Origin of the sequence: Staphylococcus debuckii (assembly GCF_003718735.1) — a bacterium.
Taxonomy (GTDB): domain Bacteria; phylum Bacillota; class Bacilli; order Staphylococcales; family Staphylococcaceae; genus Staphylococcus; species Staphylococcus debuckii.
This window is the reverse complement of sequence record NZ_CP033460.1, coordinates 1155400-1170451: the sequence shown is the minus strand read 5'-3', so window position 1 is coordinate 1170451 and position 15052 is coordinate 1155400. Positions and strand designations below refer to the sequence as shown.

Here is a 15052-nt window from a genome sequence, read left to right as displayed (position 1 = left end):
CATCCTATCTCAAATTTATTTAAATCATATTGATTAAAGAAATTACTACAACTAATGCAAAGAATAACACTAAGTAATTCAGTGAGTAAACAAACATTAAAGTAGCCCATTTCGTATGATCAGATTTCTTTTTATAACTTGTAAATCCAAGATAAATCCAACCTAAGTTCAATAATGTCGCCAATCCGATAAATACTGGACCTAAATCACTTAATAAGAATGGTAATGGTAATAATAAAACTAACCATACGAACATACCGATTCTTGTACGATTAAATCCTTTAACTGATGGCAGCATTGGAATATTCGCAGCTGAATATTCATCCTGGCGTTTAATCGCTAATGCATAGAAATGAATCGGTTGCCAACAGAAAATAACTAAGAATAGTGCAATTGCTGTCATGCTTAATTGTCCCTCGATTGCTGTCCAGCCGATTAACGGCGGTACTGCTCCAGGAAATGCTCCAATTACAGTATTCCAAGTTGTGTGTCGTTTAGACCAGATTGAGTAAAACGATACATAACCGATTATTCCCATTAAACCGATAACGCCTGATGGTATGTTGAGAATAAATAGAGCAATCTCTCCGATAACCATCATGCTGAAACTTAAAATCAATAAATTTTTATTTGAAATTCTGTCATTAACTGTAGGTCTTCCCTGTTTACTAGGCATAATGCGGTCAATATCTTGGTCATAATAGTTATTGAGTGCACATGCGCCCCCCATGATGAGTGTAGACCCAATCAGCATTAACAAAATTTGCGGTATAGATGATAGGAAGGAATGATTCGCCAGTACAATTGCAAGCCATGAACCCGCAAATGCAGGAATCAGGTTACCTTGGACGAGTCCCATTTTTATAATTGTCTTTAATTCTTTGAAGGTAACGCGCCCAGAAGTTTGCGACAAAGTGTGTCCTTTATCCATAATGCCCCTCCTTAAAATATTCATATAATACTATGATAAAGCAAAAGGTAACTATTGACTAGATTAAATGAGACAAATTTGTGACACTTTATCGACATTCCAAATCGTCAATTTTGTGACACAAATTCAAAGTGTCAGCTATTAAAATCTAAGACAATTATTGATATAATGTTTATAAATCTTTACAATTTATTTGAATGACAACACAGGCTGGGGCATCTTTACTTATGCCCTGCCTTTAATTATGTCAATAATCAGTGGGGTGTTTAAAATTGTTTAAAAAGCGTAACCTTAAATGGTTATCAATTTTAGCAACGATTATTATGGCATGGGTACAATTAGGGGGCGCGTTAGTTACTAAAACGGGCTCGGCAAACGGCTGCGGGTCTTCATGGCCTTTATGTCATGGTGCACTTTTACCGCAGAATTTGCCTATAGATACTATAATCGAACTCAGTCACAGAGCAACTTCTGCATTGTCTTTAATCGTTGTATTATGGTTGGTAATTACAGCATGGAAGAACATCGGGTATATTAAAGAAGTTAAACCATTAAGTATTATCAGCGTAGGTTTCTTGCTGATTCAAGCACTTGTTGGTGCCGCTGCAGTATTATGGCAGCAAAATGATTATGTACTTGCTTTGCATTTCGGTATTTCACTTATCAGTTTCTCTTCAGTCTTTGTCTTAACATTAATTATCTTTGATGTTGACCAAAAATATGAAGCCAACAAAGTACATATCGATCGCAAATTACGTATTTATACATGGACAATGGCAATTTGCCTTTATGTCGGAATTTATACTGGCGCTTTAGTACGCCACACTAAATCTTCTATGGCATACGGTTCTTGGCCGTTACCATTCGCTGATTTGATTCCTCATACAGAACAAGACTGGGTACAACTTGCACACAGAACTTTAGCTTTGATTGCAAGTATCAGTGTATTCTTAGCCTTTAATTATGCAATCAAACATTATCAAAATAACCGTACAATTCGTTATGGATATACAGCAGCTTTGTTATTGATTATCTTGCAAATTATTACGGGTGCTTTATCTATCTTCACACACGTCAATCTTTTAATCGCGTTATTGCACGCCTTGATTATTACGTTTGAATTCGGCCTCATCGCTTACTTCATCTTGCTGATGTTGCGTACGAAGCGGGTAGAAAAAGCTAAAAATAATGCCTATTAAAAATTTAACTCTGCCAGACAAATGTTATATTTGTCTGGCAGAGTTTTTTATGTTTGATTACTTACTATCTCTTGTTAAATATCTTCGTTCTATAAATCAATCGCCTTTCTCAACCCTTTTAATAAGTATCTCGAACGTCAAAAAGAACTAGAAAGAAGCCAAGCCATCTTTCTAGTTCTCTTATTTTTCAATCTAGTATGAAGTTATTTTCAAATGTCCAGAGCAGGAGTTAAAACATAACGACGTCTAACCCCTCTTTTTGAACTGGCAGTAACTATCTGAATAGAAAATGCTCTTGTTCCAAATTGACAGTAGCTAGCTTTGTCGGGGCAGAACGACGAAATAGTTTTAAACAATGTTATTTCTGTTCTGTTCTCTCCTACGATTATTCATCTTTTTCCAACTCTACTAATAAATCTCCAGTTTGAATACCTTCTCCATCTGTAACCGTCACTTTTTTCACAGTGCCAGCAAATGGCGCTTGGACAGTCGTTTCCATTTTCATCGCTTCAGTAATCAAGAGTGCTTGTCCCGCATCTACATGATCACCCACAGCCACTTTTACTTCAGATACCGTACCAGGCATTTGGGCACCAATATGATTTGGGTTCGATTTATCTGCTTTAGGTTTAACAGTCGCATCCGTCTTCACATTTTCATCTTGAATTTTAATTTGACGCGTTTGACCATTCATGATGAAGAAAATCGTTCTGATACCTTTATCATCCGGCTCAGTAATCGCTTCTAAGGTAATAATTAAAGTTTTACCTTTATCAATTTCAACCTCTACTGTTTCTCCGACATTCATACCGAAGAAGAAAGTTGGCGTATCCAATAATGAGATATTACCGAACTGTTCTTTAGTATTGATGTATTGTTCATATACTTTCGGATAAATTGCATAACTGATTAAATCTTGATCAGTGACCGGTTTATCTTGTTTAGCTTGCAATTCTTCACGTAAGGCGTCGAAATCAATCGCTTGTAAATATTCTCCTGGACGTTCAGTTAATGGCTCTTGACCTTTCAGAACAACCTTTTGCAACTCTTTGTTGAAACCGCTTGTCGGCTGTCCGATTTCACCTTTAAAGAAGGAAACTACAGACTCTGGGAAGTCGAGTTTGTAACCATCTTTAATTACATCTTCTTCGTTCAAATCATTTTGTACCATATACAAGGCCATGTCGCCGACAACTTTAGAGGAAGGTGTTACTTTGACAATATCACCGAATAAGAAGTTCACACGACGATACATATCTTTTACTTCATGGAAACGATTGCCCAGTCCTAAACTTTTCGCTTGTTGGTTCAAGTTAGAATATTGTCCGCCAGGCATTTCATATTGATAGATTTCTGTGTTCGGTGATTTGAAATCACTTTCAAAGTCGCTGTAGTAATGACGTACTGTGTCCCAATATTGGCCTAGTCGTTCTAAGCCTACAATATTAGTACGCGCATCTCTGCCAAAACCATTCAATGCATAGTATAAAGAGTTGGCACTTGGCTGACTTGTTAATCCGCTCATAGAAGACACTGCTGTGTCAATCACATCTACACCTGCATCAGCAGCTTGTTTATATACTAAAATACCGTTACCGCTTGTATCATGCGTATGCAAGTGGATTGGCAAGTTAATCGCCGCTTTTAATTCACCGACTAATTCAAAGGCTGCTTTCGGTTTTAATAAACCAGCCATGTCTTTAATCGCTAAAATATGGAAACCTTCTCTTTCCAATTCTTTTGCTAAGTTAACATAGTACTCCAATGTAAAGATGTTAGAGCGTGCTGGATCTAAAATATCACCTGTATAACAAATTGTACCTTCAGAGATTTTGCCCGCTTCTTGCACCGCTTCATTCGCTACTTTCATTTGATCCAGCCAGTTCAACGAATCGAAAATACGGAAGACATCGATACCCGCTTCAGCACTTTCCTTCACAAATTTCTTAATCACATTATCTGGATAGTTTTTATAACCCACTGCATTAGAAGCACGCAGCAACATTTGGAACAGCACATTCGGAATCGCTGTACGTAATTTTTCCAATCTTTCCCATGGGTTTTCTTTTAAGAAATTATAAGCAACATCAAACGTTGCGCCGCCCCACATTTCAAGTGAGAACGCATCCTGCAGAATTTCAGCTGTTTCCGAAGCAATCGCTAAAATATCATTCGTACGCACACGCGTTGCAAGTAATGATTGGTGCGCGTCACGGAAAGTAGTGTCCGTAATCAGCACATCATCTTGTTTCAACAACCATTCCGCCACCGCTTTCGGGCCTTGTTCATCTAATAATTGTTTCGTTCCGCGTAATTGATTAATTTCAGCTTGCGGAATTTGTTTAATATGCGGACGTTCAAAATCCGGCTTAGGACGTTTCTCTACATTCGGGAAGCCGTTTATCGTAACATTTCCAATGTACTCAAGCGTCTTAGTACCACGGTCTTGTGTCGCTTGAATATTAAACAATTCAGGTGTTTCTTCAATAAATTTAGTTGTATAATCGCCTTCTTGGAATTGTTTATTACGAATCACATTAATTAAGAATGGAATATTAGTTTTCACACCACGAATACGCATTTCGCGCAACGAACGATCCATTTTTTCAATCGTTTGCTTGAATGTCATCGCGTGCGTCGATAATTTCACCAATAATGAATCATAGTAAGGTGAGATTTCCGCACCTTGGAAACCGTCTCCGGCATCCAAACGTACGCCGAAACCGCCGCTAGAACGATAAGCAATGATGTGACCAGTATCCGGCATAAAATCATTTTCAGGATCTTCAGTAGTAATACGACATTGAATGGCATAGCCCAATGTTTGAATATCCTCTTGGTGTGGCATGCCGATTTCTTCGCCGAATAAACATTCACCATCTGCGACTAAGATTTGCGTTTTCACAATATCAATACCTGTAATCATTTCAGTAATCGTATGTTCAACTTGGACACGCGGATTGACTTCAATGAAATAGAAATCATCACCAGAAACTAAGAATTCAACAGTTCCGGCATTCACATAACCTACATTATTCATCAATTGTAAAGCTGCTTCGCAAATACGTTCGCGCAAACCTTCATCTAATCCAACAGACGGTGCCACTTCGACCACCTTTTGATGACGACGTTGAACCGAACAATCACGTTCATACAAGTGGACAATATGGCCTTCAGAATCACCCATAATCTGCACTTCAATATGCTTTGGCTCATTAATATATTTTTCAATATACACTTCGCTATTGCCGAAGGACTTTTCAGCTTCAGATTTTGCACGAGAAAATGCTTCTTCCAATTCATCTTCACTATTCACAATACGCATACCTTTACCGCCACCGCCACTTGTGGCTTTAATCATCAACGGATAACCCGCCTCGTTCGCAAAGTCCGCTGCCTTATGATAATCCTCGATTGGACCATCCGTACCCGGAATTACCGGCAAACCCGCTTCAATCGCAGTTGCGCGCGCCTTCACCTTGTCCCCGAACATATCCAAATGCTTCAATTCAGGTCCGACAAAGATAATACCTTCTTCCGCACAACGACGTGCAAACGTTTCATTTTCACTTAAGAAACCATAACCAGGATGAATCGCGTCCACACCAGCATTCTTCGCCACTTGAATAATACGTTCAATATTCAAATAACTATCCGCCGGTCCTAAATCCTCACCGACCAAATAAGATTCATCCGCCTTGTTTCTATGTAATGAACCCTTGTCCTCATTAGAATAAATCGCTACCGTTTTAATATTTAACTCAGTTGCCGCACGGAAAATACGAATCGCAATCTCACCACGGTTAGCAACCATTAACTTATTAATCTTCTTCAATGACACTTACCCCCATCTGAATTATTAGAATTTTCAAAACCCTTAATGTGCACAAAATCCTTGAAACACGAACATTCAAGTTCAACTTCAACTTCTTACTACTGAAAAAGAAACCTTTGAAAATCCCTTTTCCAATTAAAATATCCCCCTGTTTAAGTTACATTTATAGTAATAATTCTACTTTAGTAGATGTATTAAACAGCATATCCCTATTATATCACATAACCTTATCAACCATAATAATTATTAGTTATATGTTTCTTCAACACTAATCATGTTTACTTAATTTAAAAGCTTTAACGTTTTTGAGTTAACTTTTTAAAATGTTTGTGTATTGTTAATCAATTTTATTTAAAAGTTTACATTCCCGCATAAAAATAGGAGTTGGAACAATTTAATGTCCCAACTCCTGAAAGAGTTTTAATATTTTCTTGGTATATCAACATGTTGCTGCTTCGCTCGTTTCTTATCCAGCTTAATTTGCTTAGCCGTAATTAAGAGCAATCCTAAAGCAATACTTAATGCAATCATGGAAGATCCGCCGAAACTGATAAACGGCAATGGCACACCTGTTAAAGGAATAAGTGCTGAAATACCGCCTAAGTTGACGAAAGTTTGACTTCCGATATAACTCGCAATACCGACACAAACTAACTTATAGAAATAAGAAGTCGTTTGAGATGCTAATTGGAACGCACGATACACAATGAAGAATAGTAGTCCCAACACTAACATTCCGCCGATTAATCCTAATTCCTCACAAATCACTGCGAAGATAAAGTCAGTATGCGGTTCAGGCAAGTAGCCTAGTTTCAGCACACTATTGCCTAACCCTTTACCGAATAATCCCCCGTTACCAATTGCCATAAGTGAGTTCGCTACGTGATAACCTGTTCCAGATTCATATTTAAAAGGATTCGTCACAATACTGAAACGAGCAACTAAATATGAAGGCAATATACCTAATAATGCAGCACCACCAAATATGACGATGCCTAAAATAAAAATACCTATGCCATATTTCAATACTTGTTTCACCCAAATACCTGCATAAAACAAAATTGAAAAGAAGATGATTAAAATCAACATCGTTTGACCGACGTCTTTTTGTAAAAATACTAATCCTACACAAAGGAGAATAAAGATAATCGGCCCTCTAATCAACTTAGAATTCGTAAATACTTGAGGTCGCTTCTTATTAATCATGTAAGGCAAATATAAAATGATAGCAATTTTTAATAATTCCGAAGCTTGCAAGTTCATGAAACCAAGGTTGATCCAACTTTTAGACCCGTTGATATTTTTCCCTATCAAGAGTGTCGCAAATAATAGTAGAAAGATTATCAGCATCATCCCTTGTTGTACTTTTTTCTGCTGCAAGAATTTAACGTTCATGAAAAATGCCATAAAGAAGACTATGATAAAGCTCATAATGACATACATTAATTGTCTCGTGTAAAAATAAGTGCCTGATACAGGTATACCACCGGTCAGCGTTCCCTTTGTCGCAGCAACCATGCTGGCACTATAAACCATAATTAAACCAATTAAACAAAGCGTTATGTAAGTAATGACAAGCGGATAATCGATAAATTTCGAATATTTTCCCACATGTCGAAAGATTGCTTTTAAATTATTCATTTTAGTTAATCATCCAATTCTAATATTTGAAAGTGCTCCAAACATTCTCCTCAATCCGTTATAAATACACTTTACTATAATGTAAAGTTGAATTTACAATCTCTCTTTATAGAACCATAGATTTGCAAAATGATGCAAGTAATTCCTATTTAGATTGATAAGAAAAATCGGCTGCATCCATTCATAAATTGATGGATAGACAGCCGATGAAAATGTCTTATCTGGTGCTGATATGTTAAAAATTAAACATTTGTGAATGCTTCATGAAGTTTAGACAATTCTTTTTCAAGACGCAACATAATTTCTTTGCCCATTTCAATATCAATAAGGCCTAAATTAGCTGCAAAGTCTACTTCCTTTTGCAATCCGAACATTTGTGTATCTAAAACTTCTTCGTATAATGGACATTGCGGCAATGTAAGATTATCCATCTGTACTTTAATTAATTGTAGGATGCGGTCTGCATCTTTATTTAATTGGTCATATGCCGCATTATTTATACTATTCGTTTTAGCCATGACATACTCCCCCTATCATTTGTTGTCATATTAAAAATTTTAGCCTACTCGATACTAAATTGCAAGTAAATTTCAATTCACTTTATCCAATCTATGTTATTATATACTCAGATATAATAAAGGGGAGCGCATAATAATGATACAAATTAAGGGTAACGTTAAATTTCCAATCACTTTAGATAGTACAACTTGGATTTTTGATGATCGTAAAGTCAAAATTGAAGACTTGGAAAATGGTGTTTTCGAAGGGACAAAACCGATTGAATTCCAAAACAATCGTGCTTGGAACCGTGCCATTTTAGAAGGTCAAACTAACCCGCCTACATTAAACTCAGAAACAAAATATAAGAAACGCGCCATGATTGAAGATACATTTGTAATCAACATGACACCTTTCTTTAAAAATGCTGAGCCAAACGACAATGCTACTGCTATCCGTTTATCAAACGATGAAGATTCCATCGAAATTCCCATCAGCTTATTGCCATATCTATTCTTTAAATTTGCTGATCATGGTAAACGCTTATACGATGACAATGGCGTTGATAGTTTCATTTACATACCTGAAGAAGGTTACTCACATGAATTCAAACATGTGATTTATATCGAGGTGGTATAATTTGAAAAAAGTACAGTGTATCATTTGTGATACCGAAGTACTCATTGACGAAAATACTTTGGAAGCTAAACAGTTGAAAAATAATCCGATGCGTACGTTTATGTGCGGCGAATGTAAAAGCCGTTTAGATGTTCCAAAGCAACGTAATAATTTCTATCAAGAAAATAACGAATTTCATTTTAATGAATAGAAGAAATATCGAAGACTTGTTGGTCTTCGATATTTTTTGTCTTTATAGGGGGGGCGGTGCGGACGGATGTGGGTTGGTGTTGGAATGAGGAGATAGGAGGAAGTATGTGGGGAGCGGATATTGGACATGTTTGCTTGAATCTTGGCCAATATACCTGTTTATTGGACACGTTGTCCGTATTCTTGGCCAATATATTCGTTTATTGGACATGTTGCATCGAATCTTGGCCTATATATCTGTTTATTGGACACGTTGCTCCCATTCTTGGCCGATATATCCGTTTATTGGACACGAAGTTGATAGATAATGCTGATTCTAGACATTAGTCCTAAAGTTGTGTCTAGAAAACACACTATTCTAGACACTAGTTCTAAAGTTGTGTCCAGAAAACACACTATTCTAGACACTAGTTCCCGAGAAAAGTCTAGATTACGCACAAATCCTAAAAAACAATATCTCATCTGCTCAAATAAGCAAAATTCTGCCCTCACCTCAACCGCTAATTCCTACAACATTCCTCATCAACCGCCCCTTCCTCACCTGCATACTTCGTCAATCTCCCCAATCAACCGATTTCACTATACACCGCCCGCATACACGCCTCCACTCTACTTTCCACCAAAAAAATACACGCCGGGAAGTTAGTATTCAACCTAACTTCTCGGCGTGCATCACCATCTCACTCAGAGATTGATTCTATCTATTTTATTGTTCGTCTTCTTGCATCATTTGTTTAACGCGTTTTGCTTCTTTTTCACGTTGTGCTTTATTTAAGATTTTCTTTCTCAAACGAATATTTTCAGGTGTTACTTCTAATAATTCGTCATCATCAATAAATTCTAACGCTTCTTCTAGAGTCAAAATACGTGGACGTTTCATTGTTTCAGTTTGGTCTTTTGTTGCTGAACGCACGTTGGTTTGGTTTTTAGTTTTAGTAATATTAACTGTTAAGTCGTTATCACGGTTGTTTTCACCAACGATCATACCTTCGTATACTTCAGTACCAGGTTCCATGAAGTTTGTACCGCGATCTTCAAGACCGATGATAGCGTAAGCACTTGCTTTACCTTGGTCCATTGATACAAGCACACCGTTACGGCGGCCACCGATACGCCCTTTAACACGTGGACGGAATTCTTCGAAAGTATGGTTGATAATACCATAACCGCTTGTCATAGACATAAATTCAGTTGTATAACCGATTAAACCACGAGCTGGTACCATAAAGATTAAACGTGTTAAGCCATTGTCAGTTGTGACCATGTCTAACATTTCACCTTTACGTTGACCTAATGATTCAATAACTGCACCAGCATTTTCTTGCGGTACTTCACATTGTACACGTTCGAATGGTTCGCATAATTTACCATCGATTTCTTTTAAGATAACTTGCGGTTTAGAAACTTGCAATTCATATCCTTCACGACGCATATTCTCGATTAAGATAGATAAGTGTAATTCACCACGGCCGGCTACTGTCCAAGCATCTGGTGAATCTGTCGGTGTTACTTTCAATGATACGTCTGTTTCAAGTTGTTGATCTAAACGATCTTGAATTTGACGTGCAGTAACGTATTGACCTTCGCGACCAGCGAATGGTGAGTTATTAACACGGAAAGTCATTTCTAATGTTGGCTCATCAATACGCAATACTGGTAATGCTTCTTGGTGGTCATGTGGTGTAACAGTTTCACCAACGTTGATATCTTCCATACCAGATACTGCGATTAAGTCACCGGCATGTGCTTCTTCAATCTCTTCACGTTTCAATCCGAAGAAACCGAATAATTTAGTGACACGGAAGTTTTTAACGCTGCCGTCAAGTTTCAATAATGATACTTGGTCGCCAACTTTAATTGTTCCTCTGAACACACGACCGATACCGATACGTCCTAAGTAATCGTTATAATCTAATAAAGCAACTTGGAATTGTAATGGTTCATCTCTGTTGTCTTTTGGTGCTGGAATTTCTTCAAGAATTGTTTCATATAATGATTGCATGTTTTCATCTTGAGTTTCTGGATCCAAGCTTGCAGTACCATTTACCGCTGAAGCATAAACAACTGGGAATTCTAATTGTTCATCATTTGCTTCTAATTCGATAAATAAATCTAATACTTCATCGACAACTGCTTCAGGACGTGCTGAAGGTTTATCGATTTTATTTACAACCACAACAGGTTTTAAGTTTTGTTCTAAGGCTTTTTTCAACACGAAACGTGTTTGAGGCATTGTACCTTCGTAGGCATCAACAACTAATACAACACCGTCTACCATTTTCATAATACGTTCAACTTCGCCACCGAAGTCAGCGTGTCCTGGTGTATCTAAGATATTAATTCTAGTGCCTTTATAATCAACCGCAGTATTTTTTGCTAAAATTGTAATACCGCGTTCTCTTTCTAAATCATTTGAATCCATTGCACGTTCGTCAACGTGTTCATTCTCACGGAAAATACCAGACTGTTTTAATAATTCATCTACTAAAGTAGTTTTACCATGGTCAACGTGAGCGATAATAGCAATATTTCGAACGTCATTTCTTAAATTTGTCATACTAAATTTCCTTTCTTGAGTAAATTCCCACTTCAATTTGCAACTTTTTTATTATATCATATTATTGAGCAAAGAATAATAAGGTGGGGTTTGAATGCAGAAAAAAAAATCACATGCGATTTTTTGGGTATACACAGTTCTAGCAGTTCTGTTCCTTTTACTGTTCAGTTTCAGTATCGGAGCTAAGAGCTTACCATTCGCGATTATTACATTTGTAATCATGGTTGGTATCTTCGGCGCAGGATTTGCTACGAAAAAGAAATACCGAGAAAATGGCTGGCTATAAGCGAATCGACACATTTGTAACAAAGGTATCCATTTATTGCAGTACCCTGCATAATGGAGATTACTCATAAATTTCAGTCAAAAGAAAAAGGTTGGGTTCATGCCATGCAGCAGATGAGCAGTTTAATGCTCATTTGCTTATGCATACATGGTCCCGACCTTTTTATTGTTTGTATCTTGCGTGCAGTGCTTCTAGTGTTTCTTTTTCAGAAAGCATATGTTTATTCAGAATTTCTTCATGCACTGCTTGGTTGCCTACTAAAACGGAGTGAGGTTGTGTCAGTTCCAAAGGTTTGCCTAATAAATCTGAACCGACGCCGCCTACTTCATTTAAAATAATCAAACCGCCTGCAAAGTCCCAAGGCTGTAATCTTGGTGTCATATATGCAGCGAGTTTGCCTCGCGCGACATTCACGATTTCTAAAGCTGCTGAACCGTAAGCACGTGCGCTTCTCGCATCATCTACTACCTTTTTGAATATAACACCTATTTGTGGCTTTGTTAACCAGTTTGGATTAATTCCAATTAAACTTTTCTTCAATTCACTGCCTGCAATCGGTTTCAATGGGTGTTCATTCACAAATGCACCCTCGCCGGCTTTTGCATGATACAATTTATCGTTCATCACGTCATAGACAAATCCTGCATAAGGTTTGCCGTCGTTATAAATGCCGATGGAAATGGCAAAGTTTTCTTGCTGATGCACAAAGTTCAATGTACCATCAATCGGATCAATGACCCATACAACGCCCTCAGGCTTCAATTCAGACATTGGCTTACCATGCCCTTCTTCCCCTATCACCTGCGCATCTGGATAATTCTCCATAATATTATTGTAGATAAAATCCTCCGTGGCTTTATCAACATTGGTTACTAAATCATTCGGATTAGATTTTGTTTCAATATCTATTTCTTCTTGCATCATTTTTCGTATATTATTGCCCGCTTCAATCACGAGCCCTTTTGCGTAATCATATACTGCCATGTCGAACACCCCTTTATTGTTATTATAACGCACTCTATACTGTATGAAATTGCATCTGCTCTGTTTGTCTATCCAAATTATGCTACAATATTTTCAATACAACAAACAGGAGGCAAACGATGTCTAAATTCACTTTCACTCAACAAAACTTTAAAGTCTTTGAAGTTCCAGGTTTAGAAGGACGTATGGCTGCCATTGAATCAGAAATTCAACCTAAACTCGCAGCTCTTGGTGATTACTTCACTGATTTCTTGAATACCCACACGCCTGATGAGTTCTATGCACATATTGCAAAACATGCTCGTCGTACAGTTAATCCGCCTAAAGATACATGGGTGGCCTTTTCAACTAATAAACGCGGTTATAAAATGCTGCCTCACTTCCAAATCGGTCTCTACGAAAATCAAGTCTTTGTCATGTTCGGTGTCATGCATGAGGCTAAAAATAAAAATCACTACATTGAAGTCTTTGACAAGCACTTTGATGAGATTGAAAACTTGCCAGAGGATTACCGGATTTGTACGGACCACGTTAAAATGGAAAAACCACTTATTAAAGACCTGACAACTGATGAGTTGCATGAAGCACTACATCGTGCCCATCAATTGAAAAAAGGCGAATTTTTCATTGCACGTACATTATCTCCTAAAGCACCTGAACTTAAAACTGATAAAGCCTTTAAAAGTTATTTAGAAGATACTTTTGAGCAATTACTTAAGTTTTACTCATAATAGCATACTCTAAAACTTATAACTACACTCAGGATTATTTTCGCACCTTTTCTGTTTGAACAGATGAGGTGCTTTTTTCTATAAAAATTTGTGTCGTTCTACGCTAAAAAAGCATTCACATTAAATTTTTAGGTTGACCTAACTTTATTTTTACTTTATTATTGAACAATATTAGAAGTATTAGAAGCGGAGGTGACCTTCTTGAGTAAAAAGCAGGTCAAATATGACACTGACAGTTTAAATGAAGTCAATAATTCTGTCAGCTTTAACTCCAGCAGCAGTATCAAGCAGAAATTCTTGTCTTTCCTAGGACCTGGATTGCTGGTCGCTGTTGGCTATATGGATCCAGGTAACTGGATTACATCTATGCAAGGCGGTGCGAAATATGGATATATCCTATTGTTTATTATCCTTGTCTCCAGTTTGTCTGCCATGCTCTTACAAAGTATGACTGTCAGATTAGGAATCGCATCTGGCTACGATTTAGCACAAGTTACGAAACATTATTTGAATAAACCTTTAGGCTATGTATTCTGGATTATAGCTGAACTCGCAATTATCGCAACCGATGTTGCCGAAGTGATCGGGAGCGCGATTGCACTTGACCTATTATTCGGAATTCCTTTAATCGTCGGTGCTATCATTACCGTCTTAGATGTGTTTATCTTGTTGTTCATTATGAAGTTCGGTTTCAGAAAGATTGAAGCGATTGTTGGGACATTAATATTTACAGTCTTAGCTATCTTTATTTTTGAAGTCTATATTGCTTCTCCGGATGTAACGCGTATCCTAAACGGCTTTGTTCCTAGCAGCAAGATTATTACGGAACACGGCGCACTATATATTGCTTTAGGTATCGTAGGCGCGACAATTATGCCTCATAACTTATACTTGCATTCTTCTATCGTGCAATCACGTACTTATGACCGTAAAGATGAAGATTCAAAAGCACAAGCTATTAAATTTGCAACAATTGACTCCAACATTCAATTGAGTATTGCATTCGTTATTAACTGTTTATTGCTGATATTAGGAGCCGCTTTATTCTATGGCGGCAATTCAGAAAGTCTTGGCGGATTCTATGACTTGTACCACGCCTTGAAGACACAACCGTTATTAGGCGCTTCATTAGGCGGTTTGATGAGTACCTTATTTGCTGTAGCTTTATTAGCATCAGGTCAAAACTCAACGATTACGGGTACCTTAGCAGGACAAATCGTGATGGAAGGCTTTATCAATTTAAAAATACCGAATTGGTTGAATCGTTTAATCACACGTGGGATTGCTATTATTCCTGTCATCGTCTGTCTCATTATCTTTAACGGTAACGAAGCGATGATGGAACAATTGCTGGTCTTCTCACAAGTATTTTTAAGTATTGCCCTGCCGTTCTCATTGATTCCTTTACAACTTGCTACCAACAACTCAGATCTAATGGGTCGTTTTAAAAACAAATTATGGATTAATATTGTCTCTTGGATTTTAATCGGAGTGCTTAGCATTTTGAACATCCATTTAATTATTCAAACTTTCCAAGAGCTTTAAACGTAACATAAAGGCCT

Annotated in this window: 12 protein-coding genes; 6 read left to right on the top strand and 6 right to left on the bottom strand. The window is 37.3% G+C overall.

From position 1 onward, the window contains the following. Positions 1-19: 19 nt before the first annotated feature. Positions 20-931, bottom strand: coding sequence for a heme o synthase (gene cyoE, locus CNQ82_RS05440; protein ID WP_123144421.1), 912 nt, complete (start codon positions 929-931; stop codon positions 20-22). Positions 932-1203: 272 nt separating this feature from the next. Here cyoE and CNQ82_RS05435 point away from each other — a divergent pair, with 272 nt between their 5' ends. After that, positions 1204-2130, top strand: a complete 927-nt coding sequence (locus CNQ82_RS05435) for a COX15/CtaA family protein (RefSeq protein ID WP_095105934.1) — start codon at positions 1204-1206, stop codon at positions 2128-2130. 385 nt (positions 2131-2515) lie between these two features. Here the strand turns inward: CNQ82_RS05435 and CNQ82_RS05430 are convergent, their stop codons facing one another. The 3 genes from CNQ82_RS05430 to CNQ82_RS05420 all read right to left on the bottom strand — a co-directional run bounded on the left by CNQ82_RS05430 (position 2516) and on the right by CNQ82_RS05420 (position 8124). Next, positions 2516-5965, bottom strand: a complete 3450-nt coding sequence (locus CNQ82_RS05430) for a pyruvate carboxylase (RefSeq protein WP_123144420.1) — start codon at positions 5963-5965, stop codon at positions 2516-2518. A 420-nt stretch (positions 5966-6385) separates the two neighbouring features. Continuing rightward, entirely contained in the window at positions 6386-7606 is a 1221-nt protein-coding gene (gene ftsW / locus CNQ82_RS05425) for a cell division peptidoglycan polymerase FtsW (protein WP_123144419.1), read from the bottom strand. Between the two features lie 242 nt (positions 7607-7848). Next, the gene (locus tag CNQ82_RS05420) at positions 7849-8124 is read right to left on the bottom strand and encodes an Fpa/YlaN family protein (protein ID WP_015899990.1); all 276 of its coding nucleotides are present in this window, start codon (positions 8122-8124) and stop codon (positions 7849-7851) included. 136 nt (positions 8125-8260) lie between these two features. Between CNQ82_RS05420 and CNQ82_RS05415 the strand changes: the two genes are divergently transcribed. Together CNQ82_RS05415 and CNQ82_RS05410 are read left to right on the top strand one after the other, a co-directional pair. Further along, positions 8261-8743 (top strand): hypothetical protein, encoded by a 483-nt coding sequence (locus CNQ82_RS05415; protein WP_123144418.1) that lies wholly within the window; start codon positions 8261-8263, stop codon positions 8741-8743. A 1-nt stretch (position 8744) separates the two neighbouring features. Further along, a complete protein-coding gene (locus CNQ82_RS05410; RefSeq protein ID WP_095105945.1) occupies positions 8745-8933 on the top strand; it encodes a DUF2197 domain-containing protein in 189 nt (62 codons plus the stop codon). Positions 8934-9638: 705 nt separating this feature from the next. Here the strand turns inward: CNQ82_RS05410 and typA are convergent. Further along, entirely contained in the window at positions 9639-11489 is a 1851-nt protein-coding gene (typA, locus tag CNQ82_RS05400; protein WP_123144416.1) for a translational GTPase TypA, read from the bottom strand. A gap of 94 nt (positions 11490-11583) precedes the next feature. Here typA and CNQ82_RS05395 point away from each other — a divergent pair, with 94 nt between their 5' ends. Next, positions 11584-11775 carry a DUF5325 family protein gene (locus CNQ82_RS05395; RefSeq protein WP_095105954.1) on the top strand — a complete coding sequence of 64 codons (192 nt, stop codon included), beginning with the start codon at positions 11584-11586 and terminating at the stop codon, positions 11773-11775. A 162-nt stretch (positions 11776-11937) separates the two neighbouring features. On the opposite strand, the gene CNQ82_RS05390 is transcribed toward CNQ82_RS05395, so the two are convergent. Next, complete coding sequence (locus CNQ82_RS05390) at positions 11938-12759, bottom strand: inositol monophosphatase family protein (RefSeq protein ID WP_095105956.1); 822 nt, start codon at positions 12757-12759, stop codon at positions 11938-11940. A 119-nt stretch (positions 12760-12878) separates the two neighbouring features. Between CNQ82_RS05390 and CNQ82_RS05385 the strand changes: the two genes are divergently transcribed. Both CNQ82_RS05385 and CNQ82_RS05380 read left to right on the top strand, forming a co-directional pair. Further along, the gene (locus tag CNQ82_RS05385; RefSeq protein ID WP_123144415.1) at positions 12879-13490 is read left to right on the top strand and encodes a YktB family protein; all 612 of its coding nucleotides are present in this window, start codon (positions 12879-12881) and stop codon (positions 13488-13490) included. Between the two features lie 201 nt (positions 13491-13691). Continuing rightward, a complete protein-coding gene (locus CNQ82_RS05380) occupies positions 13692-15035 on the top strand; it encodes an Nramp family divalent metal transporter (RefSeq protein WP_123144414.1) in 1344 nt (447 codons plus the stop codon). The last annotated feature ends 17 nt before the right edge of the window (positions 15036-15052 follow it).

What these genes read in the sequence shown, in the direction of transcription:
- CNQ82_RS05390 (WP_095105956.1), bottom strand. Translation starts at nt 12,759, where the DNA reads ATGGCAGTATATGATTACGCAAAAGGGCTCGTGATTGAAGCGGGCAAT.
- CNQ82_RS05385 (WP_123144415.1), top strand. Translation starts at nt 12,879, where the DNA reads ATGTCTAAATTCACTTTCACTCAACAAAACTTTAAAGTCTTTGAAGTT.
- CNQ82_RS05395 (WP_095105954.1), top strand. Translation starts at nt 11,584, where the DNA reads ATGCAGAAAAAAAAATCACATGCGATTTTTTGGGTATACACAGTTCTA.
- CNQ82_RS05420 (WP_015899990.1), bottom strand. Translation starts at nt 8,124, where the DNA reads ATGGCTAAAACGAATAGTATAAATAATGCGGCATATGACCAATTAAAT.
- cyoE (WP_123144421.1), bottom strand. Translation starts at nt 931, where the DNA reads ATGGATAAAGGACACACTTTGTCGCAAACTTCTGGGCGCGTTACCTTC.
- typA (WP_123144416.1), bottom strand. Translation starts at nt 11,489, where the DNA reads ATGACAAATTTAAGAAATGACGTTCGAAATATTGCTATTATCGCTCAC.
- ftsW (WP_123144419.1), bottom strand. Translation starts at nt 7,606, where the DNA reads ATGAATAATTTAAAAGCAATCTTTCGACATGTGGGAAAATATTCGAAA.
- CNQ82_RS05415 (WP_123144418.1), top strand. Translation starts at nt 8,261, where the DNA reads ATGATACAAATTAAGGGTAACGTTAAATTTCCAATCACTTTAGATAGT.